The organism is Actinoplanes sp. TBRC 11911, assembly GCF_012933445.1.
In the GTDB taxonomy this organism is placed as follows: Bacteria; Actinomycetota; Actinomycetes; order Mycobacteriales; family Micromonosporaceae; genus Actinoplanes.
In genome coordinates, this window is record NZ_JABBNC010000030.1 from 76,247 (window position 1) to 91,196 (window position 14,950).

The following is a 14,950-nucleotide window of genomic DNA, read 5'->3' on the forward strand; positions in this document are numbered from 1 at the left end:
TAATCACCGCTTCTCGACGTCGGCAAGGTCTTGCCGCAGCAGTTCGGCGAGTTCCCGGGGCCGGTTGAGGAACGGCGAATGCGCCGTCGCGATCTCCCGCACCCGGTGCGCACGCTTCGCGAAGGGGCCGAACCGCGCGACCTGGGCCTCCCCCGTGGTCCGGATGTACGTGGTGTCGATCGTGCGCCACGCCGCCTGAGTCAGCGACTGCTCCATCGAGGCCGCCGATTGCGGGCCGAGAGCGTCGACGGCGATCTTCGCCTCGGCGGGGTCGAGGTCCGGATAGAAGATCGCGACGGGATCGGTCATCTCGAAATAGCCCTCGTCGTAGTGATCGGCTCCGAAATAGTAGGGACGCTTGCCCTCGGAGCGCGACAGCATCGACTCGCCGACATCCAGCTGGAAGCCGGCGAGGGAGACGATCCGGACGACGTTCGCCGAGCCGGCCAGGCCTTGGTTCGCCGGGGCGGCGCCGTAGGAGTGGGCCACCACGACAACCGGTCCGTCGACGGCGTCGGCCGCCGCGCGGATCGCGTGCGCGTCGTCGTACAGATCGCCCAGTTCGGACGCCGGAACGGGCGCGCTGGACGGCGACTGCAGGATGCGCACGTCCAGGTCGTCGGGCAACTGCTCGATCAGCTTCCGCCACATCTGCATGCGATGCCAGGCTCCGTGCACCAGCAGCATCGCGGGCTTGCGCTCACGCATGTCTTCCCCCTTGGAAAATGAGTGGTCGCATCGATCCTCACATAAAAGGGGCACCTGCCCCTATGCCCTGGATCGATGGGGCTCCTCACACTCCTTTCCATGTATGTACGCATGCATAGTAAGTTGGACTCGACACAAGGTCAGGAGAGGAGTTGCCATGCCGTTCGTTGACATTTCGCTGGCACGGGGGAAGTCGGCCGACTATCTGCGGGCCGTCTCGGGGGCGGTGCGCGACGCGCTGATCGCCGAGTTGAGCATGCAGCCCGAGGACGACTTCCAGCTGATTCACCAGTTAGCCCCTGAGGAGATGGTCTTCAGCCGGGAGTTCCGTGGCGGCCCCCGGTCGGACGACTGGATCGTCTTCAAGATCACCGAGGGGATCGATCGGGGCGCCGCAGCCAAACGCCGGTTCTATCAGACCCTGGTCCGCCTGCTCGAACAGGGGCCGAAGGTCCGCCCGGCCGACGTCTTCGTGATGTTCACGCTGACCCCGGCCCAGAACTTCTCGTTCGCCGACGGCGCGTTCGGGCCGGACGTCGCGGCCGCCGAAGCACTCGACGCCGACGCGAAGAACGGCGGCCGCGCGGCCTCCTTCACCCGGCCCGAGATGGTCTACGCGCTCGAGCGGCTGTTTGCGCACCGCGATCTCGCGCCCATCCTGCCGATGCTGCGCGCGGACATCGTGCTCAAGATGCCCGCGTCCCTGCCGTGGGGCGGCGAGTTCGTCGGCGTCGAGCCGTTCACGACGCACCTGGCCGGCGTCCCCGGCGGCGGCAAGGCGTTCGCGTCGTTCGACATCCGCGTCGAGCAGATCATCGAGTCCGCCGACCACCTGATCGTGCCGCTGGTCAACACGGCCGTGACCAAGGCCGACGGCAAGACCGTGGTCTTCGAGAACCTCTGGGTGTTCGGCACCGCCGGCGGCCGCTTCGTCAGCGCGCAGCTCTACGCCGACACCGCCGCCGTCACCGCCTGATACTATGCACGCTTACATACATATCTTGGAGAGGTCGTGCCCGTGGCCCGGCGATCGGATGTCAAGCAGCGAATGGTCCAGGCCGGCAAGCAGCTGATCGCTGAACGCGGGTTCGAGAAGACCGCCTTCTCCGACGTCCTCAAGGCCACCGGCGCGCCGCGGGGGTCGGTGTACCACCACTTCCCCGGCGGCAAGACCCAGCTCGGTATCGAGGCGGCCGAGTTGCACGCCCACGAGCAGGTCGCCCTCCTCGACCGGATCGCCGAACAGAGCGCTTCGGGCGCCGAGATGGTCGGGCGTTACCTCGACACCGGCCGCGACAACATGGTCGGCAGCGGATACAGCCGCGGCTGCGGGATCGCTCCGCTGGTCATCGACGGCGCCGCCGCCGAGTCCGCCGAGGTCGGTGACACAAGTCGGCGCGCCTTCGGCCAAATGATCGACCGGCTCGCCTTCCACCTCGCCGCGTTCGGCCTCGACCGCCCGGACGCCCGGGCGGTCGCCGACGCCGTCATCGCCGGCGCCGAGGGCGCCATGGTGACCTCGCGCGCCCTCGGCAGCCCCGCCCCGTGGGACGCGATGCGCACCGCCTTGGTCGCCCTCGCCGACGCGAAGACCCCGAAGCCGACGAAGCGGGCAGTCAGGGTAACGAGGCCTTGATCGCGGCTGGCGGTTACGAGCCGGAGACGTTCGCCGCCGACGTCGCGCTGCTGCTCACGAGTTCGGCGTGCCGCCCGTGGTCGCTGCCGGTCACTCGATCGGCGGCCTGATCGTCTCGGCTCTCGCCGTCGAAGCTCGTTCGGGCCGTCGTGGCGTAGCCGCGACCTACGGGTACGCGAGCAGCTTCTGGTCGAGTACGCGCAGCGCATCGGCGAGGCCAACGCCCGGCCGATCGCGGTGGGCATCGCCGAGCTCGGTGACGGGCCACGCGCCCCCGACTTCGCCAAGGGCGCGCAGCCCCCGAACGCGCTGGTGCCACGCGCAGGGTCAGCGCCACCCGGGCCGGCGGGTTCCTGCACTGCTGACCGTGCCGCGGCGGGTCTGGCCGGCGACTGGGTGCGACCCGCTCAGTTCGGCGGCCGCGCACAGTCGACCCGTACCTGGATCGGCGCACCTGTCCCCTGCCGACCACCGTGTCGGGTGGGCACACCGACGTTCCGCAGTGGCTTCCACGCGTTGTCTCCGGTCCCACTATGTGGCAATCGCGGCCACATTCTGGGCTTTCGCGAGACCTTGGAGCAATGCCGTTCAGTTTGGGGGGTTTGGCCTGGCCAGTTGGGGTGTGGCTGGTCCTTTGTGGCGGGTGTTGCGGTGGGTGGGTCGTTTGACGAGGTAGGAGTTGTGGCGGGCGCGTTTGACGACGCGGGGGCAGGTGCGGTGCCGGCGGGGTGGGTTGGGCTGAGCCCGGATTTCGTCGAGTGTGTCGGTGGTGGCGGCTAAAGGTGTTCAGGGGGTGATGGCCGCCTGGTCGGTGACCTGGCGGCGGACGACGCGAAGGCCCTTTATGAACGACATGCGGTCGGGGTCGTAGCCGGCCGGGTCGGCGGCATCCAGGAGCAGGGCGCGGATGGCGTAGTGGGCGAGCAGTAGTCCCCACAGTTGTTGTTCGACCAGCTCAGGGGTTTTCGATCGGAGGACTTCGCCTTTGCCGCGTAGGTCGGTTTTGATTTCGTCGAAGACGGATTCTTCTTCCCAGCGTTGGTGGTAGGCCGCGGCCAGTTCCAGGGCGCTGATGTCGTGCGGGTCCAGCACGGTGGTGACCACGACGATCAGCTCACCGGCCGGGTTGCGCTCGGGCACGCTGTATTCGACGACCCGCACCAGCCGGGCCAGATCGGCGGGGATCTCGGCGCCGTTGCGGGTTTCTGCGGCCAGCCGGGCCCGGCGGGCCTCACCGAGGCCGGGTGCATAGATCAACGCCAGGTAGGAGCCATCGGCGAGCCAGCCCAGGTTACCCAGCGACACCTGCGATCCGACCCGCCACGCCAGATCCGCGCCGGTCGCGGCATAGCGGTTGAACCCGTCGAAGGAGAACAGCCCGGCATCGGCCAAAACCAGCATGCCGGGACCGACGTTGCCGGCCAGATCGGTGATCAGGGTGCGTTCCCCGTCGCGGGCCTTGCCGATCACCGCCCCCACGAGCGCGTGGCTGCCGCACTCGGCCAGCCCGGCCAGATTCAGTTTCGGGTAAGCCGAGGCTTTCGGCCCGGAACGGGTGCGGCCGAAACGTTGCAGGTTCGCCTCGGTGTCGGCCACATCGAAACTGGTCACGTCGATGGCCATCAACCGGCGACCAGCCAGCCACGCCCCCTTGGTCCCCGGCCCCGCCAACGGCATCGCGGCCCGCTCGAACAGCAGCTTCATCGGCGCTGATCCCAGTCGTTGCCGGGCCTGGGTGATCGCCGATTTGCTCGGCACCTGCCAGTCGTCGTCCCACGAGCCGAGTCTGCGCAGGTTACCGACCAGCCGGCGCATCACCTCGTCATACGACTCGCTGAAGAACAACCCCATCGCGATCACAAACCGCATCACCACATGAGCCGGCAACCTGCGCGAGCGTTTCTCCCGCCCAACCGCACGGTTGAGCACCTCTTCGAGCAGATCCCGGCTGAACCGGGCCGAGACCACACCAAGTCCGATGTAGTCAGTCAACCGGCCCCACGGCCGCGACCCGCCCTCTGACACCACCGCTGACGTCACGACCCGCGACAATACCGGCCCACACCACCGGACCCGACATCACCACCCCGACCAGCACAAACACCCTAAACTGAACGGCATTGAACCTTGGAGAGTTACGCCCACATACGAGCCACAACTCTCCAAGGTCCACGAAATATGGAGAAAAGCGGGGTAACAAAGGCCGCAAGAGGAATGAAATTACACTCTACTGTGAACTCCAGTCCCGCATGCTGGGCTAGGTGACCACGATGTGGCCGCGAGTCCTGCACAGCGAACCCAGATCCCACATCGTGAAGCCTGTGCGGCGACCGACACTCGGTTTACCAGAGCCGACGCCATGCCCGCGCTGCCGGCGAAGCCGATCAGCACCGGGACCTCTAACGCCAACAGCCGTTGGTCGACGACCCGGCGCCTGCTTGGCAATCGACCCAACCGCCTCCGTAACGCAACGTGAAATCTCGGTCCGCGTTCAGTCGTCCTGAGCCGAACTGGACCGAACGGCATCGGCCATCGCGTCCATCAGGGACCGGTATCCTTCCCTTGACAAGCCGACATATTCTTGGAATGCCAGGTCCGAAGGGACCAAACTGTCGGTCCACCCCAACGCGCAAATCAACACCACCAACTCTTCGCGAGTAAGCGCAAGATTGAACTTTCCATCGTCAAACTCGATCTTCATTCATCTGCTTTCGGGAATTGTGTGCGGCAGTTTCGGGCCCGTCGCGGCTCCGTCATCGCCGCGAGATCCCCAGGCGGTCGGCCAGCATTCCGCGAACGACAACCGGATCAACGAGGTTCTCCGCCAGCAGTCGGCGACCCGAATCGTCCGGGTCGGCGAGAGCGGCGTACAGGAGATGGGCACTCCCGGCGCCTGGGCCTCGTTGTCCACGTGCCACAAGCCTCGCTTGGTCAGCTGCTCTTGCCGCCGATGCCGTCCATGGCGGGTTCTTCGGGTTGCGGCGCCACGCTCGGCGGCGCTGCGGGAGCGCCAGGGCATCGTCCTGGAAAGGCGGCAGGACAACGGTTTTTCTCTCAAGAGAGAGGTCGCGCAGAACGAAACCACACGCCTCGAGCCACTCACTTGCCGGATGCAAGCCGCTCGACGTCATTTCGTGTTCCAGAACGAGAACCGCAAGAACGAGATGTGCAGGTGTTGTCCGGTCATGGCCAAGACGAACGGTCTCGGCAGTCGACTCTTCCTCAAGGGCAGCCAATACGGGACTGGCCTGGGCGAACAGCGACGTGGCGCCTGCTACCACCCGCTGCGTCAACGCGGTTGACCGTGACCGGTTTTCGCCCTGCGGCCCGGCCAAAATGCCGATGCGGTTCAACGGGCCGGCAAGTCCTCGGTACGGCGGTTCGCCGCCGTCAACCGGCCACGTCCGACGAGCGACCTCGGTCAGCAGGTCGAGATCGACCCCTTGACCCCCGACGAGACTGCCCGCGGTGTTTGACGGGTCGGCCAGAAGCGCCTCCAGTAAATGATCGGGTCCCACCCATCGCGCACGGCGAGCCACGGCGATCGCCATCGCAAGACGCGCGGCCATACGAGCCTCGTCCGCCCAACCCGAATCAGCCTGTCGAGACCATCCGAACGCTCGCCAATGCGTCTCTCTCAGCGTCCGCGAGAGCTCAAACTCCGCGTCGGCCGGCAATTCGACGCGACGTACGCCGGCGTCGCTGCGTTCGTTTGGCGCCCTCTCGGTCGGCCTCGAGCTGAACAATGGGCGAAACGCGGGAAAGTTGTTGATCAGGCTGATCAGCATGGTGTTCGCAGCGATCACCGGCTGACGGAGAGCGACGGCGGCCCGACCTGCTCCACGGAGCACCCAGTAGAAACCTCCTCCGACTTCGGTCGGCATCGTTCAGCCCTTGCGAAGAAGACGGCGCAGGCCGAGATATGTGTAGAGACCTCCGCCGGCCGTCATCACCGCGCCGAGCAAGATCACCGGAATCTGGTGGGAAAAACTGGTGGGATCGATGACCAGCCCAAAAAGCAGAAGCAGCGTGACCACCGCCATCAGCAGCGTGATCACTACCCACAGGCCAAAGTAGACGGTCATGCCGGCGCGCCCGGCCGGGGAGGATGGAGCCTTGAGTTCGGGGAGTTGCACGACGCTCAGCGTAAATGATCACTCCGTGGTGGATGTCGGGAAAGGCCGTGCGCCGACCCGCACGTCCCGACCGGCCGGCGAGCCTTCGCCCAAATGATCGACCGGCTCGCCAGACCCTAAGCCCCTGGCCAGAAGTTCTTCCCGTAACCCTCGGGTAGCCAGGGCGAGGTCCAGGGTGCTGCGGTGGTCAGGTTCTGCGCGTCGGAGCGGTGCTGGAAGAACGCGTGGGCTTGCTGGATCCGGTCGATGATCGTGACGGTCGCGGTGTTGGCGATCTGGCGTTTGAGCGCGGCCCAGATCCGTTCGACGGGGTTGTCTTGCGGGCTGTATTTCGCGCCTTCGATGACCTGGATTCGGGGATGGGCTGCAAGCCAGCGTTTGGTGATGCCGCTGTGGTGGGTGCTGCCGTTGTCCGTGATGACCGCGATGAGCGGGGCGTTGGGGTAGGCGTCGAGTAGTTGCTGCAGGAAGTAGCAGAACACCACGGAGACGTTGCGGACGCTGATGTGGTGGTGCCAGGCGCCGGTGGCCAGGTTGAGCGCGCCGTGCACGGTGCGGCGCACGTTGGTGCCGGGGGTCAGGATGCGATGCCGAAGGCCGAGCGGCATCCAGCAGGAGCGGACGCGGGCGAGCAGGTCGAGGTGGGTTTCGTCTTCGGCCAGTACGACCGAGCCGTCGGGCAGGCGGCTGATGCGCTCGCGGATGTCGGCGCAGATCTGCTCGCGGTTGGGGTCGCTTTTGGCGATCAGGCGGGGGCGGGCCCAGCGGGCTTGTTCGCGGATGCGGCGGCGCATCGTGGACATGCTCAGTGCGGGGCGGCCGAGAGCTTTCCAGATCCGGGTGGTGGTCCACGATCTCGGCGTCAGGAGCGGGGCGTGAATGCGGGCGCCGAGCCGCGGGCTGCCTTTGCGGGGGCGTCCCGAGCGGGGCCGGTCAGGTAGGCCGGTCATGCCTTCGGCGTGGTGGCGGGCGATCCAGGAGCGAACGGTTTTCGGGTCGTAGTGCAGCAGGTCGGCGATCTCGCTGGCGCTGAAGCCGGCGGCGGACAGCACGACCATCATGATCCGGGTGGCGTTCCGCCAGGGTCCGTGCAGGGCGTTAATCAGTTCGGTGTGTTGCTGCTCGGACATGCTGGCGTAGATGTGCGCGGGGCGCATACTGGCGGTGACCTCGTCGTGGATCGTGTTCCTGTGTGGAAACTTGATCCGATCTCACGGCGAGGTCTTTGCGTTGCTATGTCCTTCTTGGTGAGCGTGTCCACCTACGGGCCGTGACCTGATTACGTACCGAACTATTGCCTACGTGCTTAGTCAGGTGGCCACGGGCGACTCAGCCGCGGGCCGCCCAATCTCCCAGCGTCCAGTCGCGCACCTCGGGCATGTCCTCCAGGTGCTCCACCACGTACTCCTCGTGGCGCCGCAGCTGGCTCTCGCACCACTCCTTCAGCTCGGTGGCGCCGCGCGGCAACCGGCGAGCGTTGTTGAGGGCGTCCATCACCAGGTGGTAGCGCGACGCCTTGTTCCGTACGGTCATGTCGAACGGGGTCGTCGTCGTGCCCTCCTCGATGAAGCCGCGCACCCGGAAGCGGTCCGCGTCGGGGCGGCCGTGCACGAGCTGGTGGATCGCCCCGGGGTAGCCGTGGAACGCGAAGACCACGTCCACGTCGTCGGTGAACAACTCGGTGAACATCGTCGAGCTCATGCCGTGCGGGTGGTCCTTCGGGCGTACGAGGGTCATCAGATCGACCACATTGACCACCCGCACGCGCAGGCCGGGCAGGCGATCGCGCAGGATCTGCGCGGCCGCGACCGTCTCCATCGTGACCACGTCGCCCGCGCACGCCAGCACGATGTCCGGGTCGCTGGTGCCGTCGTCGGTGCCCGCCCAGTCCCAGATCCCGGCGCCGCGCGCACAGTGCTCGATGGCCTCGTCGATGGTCAGGTACTGCAGCTGGGGCTGCTTGTCGATCACGATCAGATTGATGTACGAGCGGGAGCGGAAACAGTGATCGGCCACCGACAGCAGGCAGTTCGCGTCCGGCGGGAGGTAGATGCGGTTGACCGTGCCGCGCTGGGTGAGCACCACCTGGATGAGCCCCGGGCCCTGGTGCGAGAAGCCGTTGTGGTCGTTGCGCCAGGCCGTCGAGGTGAGCAGCACGTTCAGGCTGGGCACCTTGGCCCGCCACGGCAGGTGCGCGGCCTCCTCCAGCCACTTGCCGTGCTGCACCGTCTGGGAGGCGCTGACCATGGCGAACGCCTCGTACGTGGCGAACATGCCGTGCCGGCCGGTGAGCGTGTAACCCTCCAGCCAGCCGTGGCAGTTGTGCTCGGACAGCACCTCCATGACCCGCCCGTCGGGACCGATCGCCGTGTCGGTGGGGTAGACGCGTTCCATGAACGTGCGGTCGGAGGCCTCGAAGACGGCGCCCAGGCGGTTGCTGTTGGTCTCGTCGGGGCAGGTCAGCCGGAAGCTGTCCGGGTTGTTCCGGTAGATGTCGCGGATCATCTCGCCGAGCTTGCGGGTGGACTCGGCGTGGTCGCCGCCCGGCCGCGAGACGTCGATCGCGTAGTCGCGGAAGTCCGGCAGGTCGAGATCACGGGTGAGCAGGCCGCCGTTGGCGTGCGGCGTGGCGCTCATCCGCAGATCACCACGCGGTGCCTGGTCACGCACGGTGCCGACCGGCACGCCGGCCGCGTCGAAAAGTTCCCCGGGCCGGTACGACTCGAGCCACTCCTGCAGCAACGCGAGGTGTTCCGGGTTGTCCCGCACGCCGGACAGCGGCACCTGATGCGCCCGCCACGTCCCTTCGACGCCGACCCCGTCCACCTCCTTCGGCCCGGTCCAACCCTTGGGCGTACGCAGGATGATGAGTGGCCAATGCGGGCGGTTGCCGTCGGCGGAACCGTCGCGAGCGGCCCGCTGGATCTCCCGGATGCGTCCCCACGCCTCCGCCAGGACCTGCGCGAACCGCTGATGCATGCCGGGCAGATCGTCACCGCCGACCTCGAGGACCTCGTAGCCGTGCCCGCGCAGCAGCGACCGCACCTCGTCGGGGCTCTTGCGGCCGAGCACGGTGGGCCCGGAGATCTTCATCGAGTTGAGGTGCAGGATCGGGAGCACGGCCCCGTCCCGTACGGGATTGAGGAAGGAAATGCCTTTCCACGACCCTTCCAGAGGGCCGGTCTCGGCCTCGCCGTCGCCGACCACCGCGACGGCGAGCAGGTCCGGGTTGTCGAAGACCGCGCCGAACGCGTGCACCAGGGCGTAGCCGAGCTCGCCGCCCTCGTGGATCGACCCGGGCGTGGTCACCGAGACGTGGCTGGGGATGCCGCCGGGCGTGGAGAACTGCCGGAACAGCCGCTCCAGGCCCACCGTGTCCATGGTGACCTGGGGATAGATGTCGGTGTACGTGCCTTCGAGGTAGCCGGCGGCGACCAGCGCGGGCCCGCCGTGTCCCGGCCCGGCGAGATAGATCGTCTGCTGGCCGGTGTGCCGGATCAGCCGGGACAGGTGCGCGTAGACGAACGACAGGCCGGGGCTGGTTCCCCAGTGGCCGAGCAGGCGCGGTTTGATGTGCTCGGGCTTGAGCGGTTCGCGCAGCAACGGGTTCGCCCGCAGGTAGATCTGGCCGACGGTGAGATAGTTGGCGGCCCGCCACCAGGCGTCGAGCCGGTCCAGGTCGTCCCCGTCGGGCTCGGCGAGGGTGCGCAGCAGGTCGGATTCCACCGTGGGCACGTCCGGTTCCTCTCGTCGCGGGTCGGTCCATGGGCCACCCTAGGTCGGTCCCTTGACTTCCACGTTGCGCTGAACCAAAACAACGGCATTTTCCGTACGGGAGGGCGTGCGTCCTTCCCCTCCGCTTTCCTTGCGTACGCCGGTGCGCCGTGCCCTGACCTCGTTCGCCGTCATTTTCCTGGTCGCCGCGCTGATCTTCCCGAATATCGTGTCCCGCCTCACCGTCGCGGGGTTTCTGCGGATTCCCGTGGAGGGGGCCGTGGTGATCGCGCTGATGCTGGTGCTGCCGCGGCGCGGGCGCCGGATCGCCGCGGTGGTGCTGGGCGTGCTGGTCGGCTGGCTGGTCGTGGAGAAGTGCCTGGACATGGGGTTCTTCCAGGAGCTGAACCGGCCGTTCGACCCGGTGCTGGACTGGGTGTTGTTCGACGACGGGTACAACTTTGTCGTCGACTCGTACGGGCGGGTGGCGGCGGTCGGGGCGGTACCGGCCGTGCTGCTGCTGGTCGCCTCGGTGATGGCGCTGACGGTGTGGTCGCTGCTGCGGGTCGGGGCGCTGATCGGGCGGTACCGGCGGCGGTCGCTGTTCACCGCGGGCGGGGTGGCGGTGGCGTGGGGGGTGACGTTCGCGCTCGGGGTGTCGATCACGGGCGGGGTGCCGGTGGCGGCGCGCAGCACGGCGACCTACGCGTGGGACCGGGCCCATCAGGCGCGCGCGGGACTGCGGGATTCGGCTGCGTTCGCGTCCGAGGTGCGCACCGACGCGTACGGGGGAACGCCCGCCCAGCAGATGCTGACCGCCCTGCGCGGGAAGGACGTGGTCTTCACGTTCGTGGAAAGCTACGGGCGCAGCGCGGTGGAACATCCCGCGCTGGCGCCGGCGATCGACCCGGTGCTGGATCAGTCGTCCGCGCTGCTGCGGCAGGCCGGGTTCGCGTCGCGCAGCGGCTGGCTCACCTCGCCCACCTTCGGCGGCGGCAGCTGGCTGGCGCACTCGACGTTCGAGTCGGGGCTGTGGATCAACAACGAGCAGCGGTACCGCAACCTCGTCTCCAGCGACCGGCTGACGATGACCCGGGCGTTCCACGACGCCGGCTGGCGGACCGTGTCGGTGATGCCCGGCACGACGGGGGCCTGGCCGGAGGGGCGCTTCTACGGCTACGACGCGGTGTGGGACTCGCGCAACCTGGGCTACCAGGGGCCGAAGTTCAGCTGGGCGCCGATGCCCGACCAGTACACGTTGAAGCAGCTCAACACCATCGAGTACAAGAAGCCCGGACGCGGACCGCTGATGATCGAGATGCCGCTGGTGTCCAGTCACACGCCGTGGGCGCCGATCCCGTCCTACCTGCCGGACTGGAACCAGGTCGGGGACGGGTCGATCTATCAGGCGATGGTCACCGACGGCAAGAAACCCAAGGCGCTGTGGGCGAACCCGCGCGACGTGCGGCCCGAGTACGGGAAGTCGATCCAGTACTCGATCACGTCGCTGGTCAACTGGATCCGGCTCTACGGCGACGACAACCTGGTGATGGTGTTCCTGGGCGACCATCAGCCGTCGCCGATCGCGGCGGGCGCGAACGCCAGCCACGACGTGCCGATCAGCATCGTGGCGAAGGATCCGGCGGTGCTGTCCCGCATCGCCGGTTGGGGCTGGCAGGACGGGCTGCGGCCCACGTCGGCGACGCCGGTCTGGCCGATGAGCATGTTCCGGGACAAGTTCTTCAGTGCGTTCGGACCCGGGACACCGGCATCCTGAGACCATGCTGATCTATCTGGATTGCGATACCGGGATCGATGACGCGCTGGCGCTGGCGGTTCTCCTCGCCCGGCCGGACGTGACGCTGGCCGGCGTCGGCACGGTGGACGGGAACACGACGGCGGTGCAGGCGGCGGCGAACACGCTGGGGTTGCTGGCGCTGGCGGGCCGCTCGGTCCCGGTGTCGGTGGGCGGTGGGGTTTTCCTCGGCGGGTCGGAGACGGTGCACGGCTCCAACGGTGTCGGTGGGGTCTCGCTGCCTGGGGGATCGGTCGACCCGCGGCCGGCCCCGTCGTTGCTGGTGTCGCTGGCCGCCGCGCATCCGGGTGAGTTGCACGTGGTGGCGCTGGGGCCGTGCTCGAATCTGGCGGCTGCGCTGGCCTTGTCGCCTTCGCTGGCGTCGCAGGTGGCGTCGGTGACCGTGATGGGCGGGGCGGTGCGGGTGCCGGGCAATGTTAGCGGCCGGGCAGAGTTCAACATCGCGAACGACGCGCCCGCGGCCGCGGCCGTCGTGGCGGCGGGCTGGCCGGTGACCTTGGTGCCGTTGGATCTGACGATGGGCTGCCGGTGGGATGCTTCCGCGATCGCCGCTTTAGCCGCCGACGGCCGGCCGTTGACGACGGCTTTATCCCAGATAATCCCCCTATATTACGATTTTTATGAGGAAGAGAGCGGGGTGCGCGAGATCCCGTTGCACGACCCGACCGCGGCGGCCCTGGCCGTGGGGCTGCTGACGCCGTCGGATGCGCCGGTCCTCGGGTTGCGGGTGGACCCTTCGTCGGGCGCGACCATTGAGGACCCGTCGGCCGCGACGCGGGCCCGGGTCGTCTTCGAGGTGGAGGGTCGCCCCGGCCCGGCGATCCTCGAGACCATCCTGGCGGGCGACTGGCCACCGTCCACCTGACCAGTGCTTGGTCCCGCGAGGGCTGCTGTTTCTCAGGAGTCTTCCCGTCGGCCCGTTTCTTAGGGCTCTTCCCATCGGCGACCGCCCGGGGCGCCCGGGCGGTCGAGGCCGAACGCGGCAAATGGGAAGACCAGCCGGTCGATCATTTGGCCGCATCCGGGTGGTCGAGGGCGAACGCGGTGGGGCGGATGGTCGGGCGGTCGATCATGTGGCCGCGTCCGGGTGGTCGCGGGCGAACGCGGTGAGGCGGAAGGCCAGGCGGTCGATCATGTGGCCGCGTCCGGGTGGTCGAGGCCGAACGCGGTGAGGCGGATGGTCGGGCGGTCGATCATGTGGCCGAAGGCGCGCCGGCCGGTCGGGACGTGCGGGTCGGCGCCCACCGGGCCTTTCCGGCATCCACCACGGAGTGATCCGAGTGTCGGTCGCCGCATGGAGTCCACGATGTGGGATCTGGGTTCGCTGTGCGGGACTCCCGGCCATATCGTGGTCACCTGGCCCAGCATGCGGGACTAGAGTCCATAGTAGAGTGTCATTTGTTCCCTCTTGCGGCCTTTGTTACCCCCCTTTTCTCCATATTTCGTGGACCTTGGAGAGTTGTGGCTCGTATGTGGGCGTAACTCTCCAAGGTCTCGCGAAAGCCCAGAATGTGGCCGCGATTGCCACATAGTGGGACCGGAGACAACGCGTGGGGGCCACCTCGGAGACGGAGGTGCGGCAATTGCGGACCTGACGGCGCCGTGGTCGACTCGGCGGCCGGCGCCAAGAAAGCGCGCTGCTCGGCGCGGGAAAGCGCGCTGCTCGGCGCGGGAAAGCGCGCTGCTCGGCGCGGGAAAGCGGCGCCTCGGCGTGGGAAACCGCGCAGCTCGGCCCGGGAAAGTCTGCAGCTCGACCAGGAAAGCACGCAGCTCGGCCCAGGAAAGCGGGCAGCTCGGCCCAGGAAAGCGGGCAGCTCGGCCCAGGAAAGCGGGCAGCTCGGCCCAGGAAAGCGGGCAGCTCGGCCCAGGAAAGCGGGCAGCTCGGCCCAGGAAAGCGGGCGGCTCGGCCCTGTGGCCGGCGGAGCCTGCGGTGCCGTGAAGCGACCCCGCCCTGGCGTGCCGTCGGTAGCCTCGAGGGATGTTGACCGCTGAGCGGACGAACATGTGGCGCGGCCGGTACCGGCTGGTCGCCGACGGGCGTGAGGTCGCGGTGTGGGACCCGAAGTGGTGGCGCAGCGGTGGCGACTTCGTCGTCGACGGGCGGCGCTTCGAGGTGCGGGCGAAAGGCCTGGGCATGAGTTACCGGATGATCGACGACGCCGGTAACGAGGTGGCGCTCGTCGAGAAGCCGGGGCGCAAGCACTGGACCGCCCAGGCCGACGGCCGGGTGTACGAGTTCCGCCGCAGCTCCCTGTGGGGAAATCAGCAGGAGATGCTCGTCGGTGGCGTCGGGGTGGGTTCGATCCGGCGGACCAGCCCGTGGAAGGGCAACGTCGAGGCCAACCTGCCGGGGATGCCGCTGCCGATCCAGATCTTCGTGGTGGGCGTGCAGATCGCCCGGTGGCAGAGTCAGCAGGCGGCCGCCACCAGCGGCTGAAGCGCGGCCGATGTCGGCTGCGGGTTGCCCAGGCGCGGGCCGGGCCCCGATCGTCAGCTGCGCGGAGCGGGCCGCCTGGCGGAAGAGCACGCCTTACTCGGCGACGCCGTCCTGCTTGCCGAGGCGTAGGTGTTCGATGTGGTAGATCGCCTCGTCGAGCAGCTGCGCGACGTGGTTGTCGAACAACGCGTACACGATGCTCTTGCCCCGCCGCGTCCCGGTGACCAGGCCCAGGTTGCGCAGCAACCGCAGCTGGTGTGAGACGGCGGACTGCTCCATCTTCACCTCGGCGGCGAGGTCGCCGACCGAGCACGGCCCGTGCCGCAACGTGGTCAGGATCAGCAGCCGGCTCGGGGTGGCGAGCGCCTGCAGCGTCGAGGCGACCTTTTCCGCCGCGTCGGCGTCGAGGCGCGCGGCCGTCGTGACGCGCCCGTCCACCCCATGACCCATGCACGCATACTATCGGGTCAATCACATGAAGACCTCTTCATATGAGCTGTTAG

The 14,950-nt window shown here is 68.0% G+C and carries 14 protein-coding genes; 5 read left to right on the top strand and 9 right to left on the bottom strand.

Annotated features, from left to right (window positions below):
• Positions 1 to 3 precede the first annotated feature (3 nt).
• Positions 4 to 708 (bottom strand): alpha/beta hydrolase, encoded by a 705-nt coding sequence (locus HH310_RS31605; RefSeq protein WP_169179367.1) that lies wholly within the window; start codon positions 706 to 708, stop codon positions 4 to 6.
• Positions 709 to 865: 157 nt separating this feature from the next.
• Between HH310_RS31605 and HH310_RS31610 the strand changes: the two genes are divergently transcribed.
• Both HH310_RS31610 and HH310_RS31615 read left to right on the top strand, forming a co-directional pair.
• Positions 866 to 1,684, top strand: a complete 819-nt coding sequence (locus HH310_RS31610; protein ID WP_169179368.1) for a tautomerase family protein — start codon at positions 866 to 868, stop codon at positions 1,682 to 1,684.
• A 42-nt stretch (positions 1,685 to 1,726) separates the two neighbouring features.
• Positions 1,727 to 2,344 carry a TetR/AcrR family transcriptional regulator gene (locus HH310_RS31615; RefSeq protein ID WP_211192848.1) on the top strand — a complete coding sequence of 206 codons (618 nt, stop codon included), beginning with the start codon at positions 1,727 to 1,729 and terminating at the stop codon, positions 2,342 to 2,344.
• A 786-nt stretch (positions 2,345 to 3,130) separates the two neighbouring features.
• Here HH310_RS31615 and HH310_RS31620 read toward each other — a convergent pair.
• From HH310_RS31620 to HH310_RS31645, 6 genes are all read right to left on the bottom strand, one after another.
• Entirely contained in the window at positions 3,131 to 4,384 is a 1,254-nt protein-coding gene (locus tag HH310_RS31620) for an IS4 family transposase (protein WP_169179369.1), read from the bottom strand.
• A 451-nt stretch (positions 4,385 to 4,835) separates the two neighbouring features.
• Positions 4,836 to 5,045 (bottom strand): hypothetical protein, encoded by a 210-nt coding sequence (locus HH310_RS31625; protein ID WP_169179370.1) that lies wholly within the window; start codon positions 5,043 to 5,045, stop codon positions 4,836 to 4,838.
• Positions 5,046 to 5,097: 52 nt separating this feature from the next.
• On the bottom strand, positions 5,098 to 6,228 hold the full coding sequence (locus HH310_RS31630) for a Clp protease N-terminal domain-containing protein (RefSeq protein WP_169179371.1): 1,131 nt from the start codon (positions 6,226 to 6,228) through the stop codon (positions 5,098 to 5,100).
• A gap of 3 nt (positions 6,229 to 6,231) precedes the next feature.
• On the bottom strand, positions 6,232 to 6,480 hold the full coding sequence (locus tag HH310_RS31635) for a hypothetical protein (RefSeq protein ID WP_169179372.1): 249 nt from the start codon (positions 6,478 to 6,480) through the stop codon (positions 6,232 to 6,234).
• Positions 6,481 to 6,596: 116 nt separating this feature from the next.
• Entirely contained in the window at positions 6,597 to 7,637 is a 1,041-nt protein-coding gene (locus HH310_RS31640; RefSeq protein ID WP_169179373.1) for an IS630 family transposase, read from the bottom strand.
• A 172-nt stretch (positions 7,638 to 7,809) separates the two neighbouring features.
• Entirely contained in the window at positions 7,810 to 10,215 is a 2,406-nt protein-coding gene (locus HH310_RS31645) for a phosphoketolase (RefSeq protein ID WP_169179374.1), read from the bottom strand.
• Between the two features lie 142 nt (positions 10,216 to 10,357).
• Between HH310_RS31645 and HH310_RS31650 the strand changes: the two genes are divergently transcribed.
• Positions 10,358 to 11,971, top strand: coding sequence for a sulfatase-like hydrolase/transferase (locus HH310_RS31650; RefSeq protein ID WP_169179375.1), 1,614 nt, complete (start codon positions 10,358 to 10,360; stop codon positions 11,969 to 11,971).
• 4 nt (positions 11,972 to 11,975) lie between these two features.
• Positions 11,976 to 12,875 carry a nucleoside hydrolase gene (locus HH310_RS31655; protein WP_169179376.1) on the top strand — a complete coding sequence of 300 codons (900 nt, stop codon included), beginning with the start codon at positions 11,976 to 11,978 and terminating at the stop codon, positions 12,873 to 12,875.
• Between the two features lie 266 nt (positions 12,876 to 13,141).
• Here the strand turns inward: HH310_RS31655 and HH310_RS31660 are convergent, their stop codons facing one another.
• On the bottom strand, positions 13,142 to 13,306 hold the full coding sequence (locus HH310_RS31660; RefSeq protein ID WP_169179377.1) for a hypothetical protein: 165 nt from the start codon (positions 13,304 to 13,306) through the stop codon (positions 13,142 to 13,144).
• A 682-nt stretch (positions 13,307 to 13,988) separates the two neighbouring features.
• Here HH310_RS31660 and HH310_RS31665 point away from each other — a divergent pair.
• Entirely contained in the window at positions 13,989 to 14,447 is a 459-nt protein-coding gene (locus tag HH310_RS31665) for a hypothetical protein (protein WP_169179378.1), read from the top strand.
• 93 nt (positions 14,448 to 14,540) lie between these two features.
• On the opposite strand, the gene HH310_RS31670 is transcribed toward HH310_RS31665, so the two are convergent.
• Positions 14,541 to 14,897, bottom strand: coding sequence for a metalloregulator ArsR/SmtB family transcription factor (locus HH310_RS31670; protein WP_169179379.1), 357 nt, complete (start codon positions 14,895 to 14,897; stop codon positions 14,541 to 14,543).
• Positions 14,898 to 14,950 lie beyond the last annotated feature (53 nt).

Excerpts from the sequence above, each read along its gene's own strand:
- HH310_RS31625 (WP_169179370.1), bottom strand. The coding sequence starts at position 5,045 with ATGAAGATCGAGTTTGACGATGGAAAGTTCAATCTTGCGCTTACTCGC.
- HH310_RS31665 (WP_169179378.1), top strand. The coding sequence starts at position 13,989 with ATGTTGACCGCTGAGCGGACGAACATGTGGCGCGGCCGGTACCGGCTG.
- HH310_RS31640 (WP_169179373.1), bottom strand. The coding sequence starts at position 7,637 with ATGCGCCCCGCGCACATCTACGCCAGCATGTCCGAGCAGCAACACACC.
- HH310_RS31670 (WP_169179379.1), bottom strand. The coding sequence starts at position 14,897 with ATGGGTCATGGGGTGGACGGGCGCGTCACGACGGCCGCGCGCCTCGAC.
- HH310_RS31655 (WP_169179376.1), top strand. The coding sequence starts at position 11,976 with ATGCTGATCTATCTGGATTGCGATACCGGGATCGATGACGCGCTGGCG.
- HH310_RS31610 (WP_169179368.1), top strand. The coding sequence starts at position 866 with ATGCCGTTCGTTGACATTTCGCTGGCACGGGGGAAGTCGGCCGACTAT.
- HH310_RS31660 (WP_169179377.1), bottom strand. The coding sequence starts at position 13,306 with ATGCGGCGACCGACACTCGGATCACTCCGTGGTGGATGCCGGAAAGGC.
- HH310_RS31630 (WP_169179371.1), bottom strand. The coding sequence starts at position 6,228 with ATGCCGACCGAAGTCGGAGGAGGTTTCTACTGGGTGCTCCGTGGAGCA.
- HH310_RS31605 (WP_169179367.1), bottom strand. The coding sequence starts at position 708 with ATGCGTGAGCGCAAGCCCGCGATGCTGCTGGTGCACGGAGCCTGGCAT.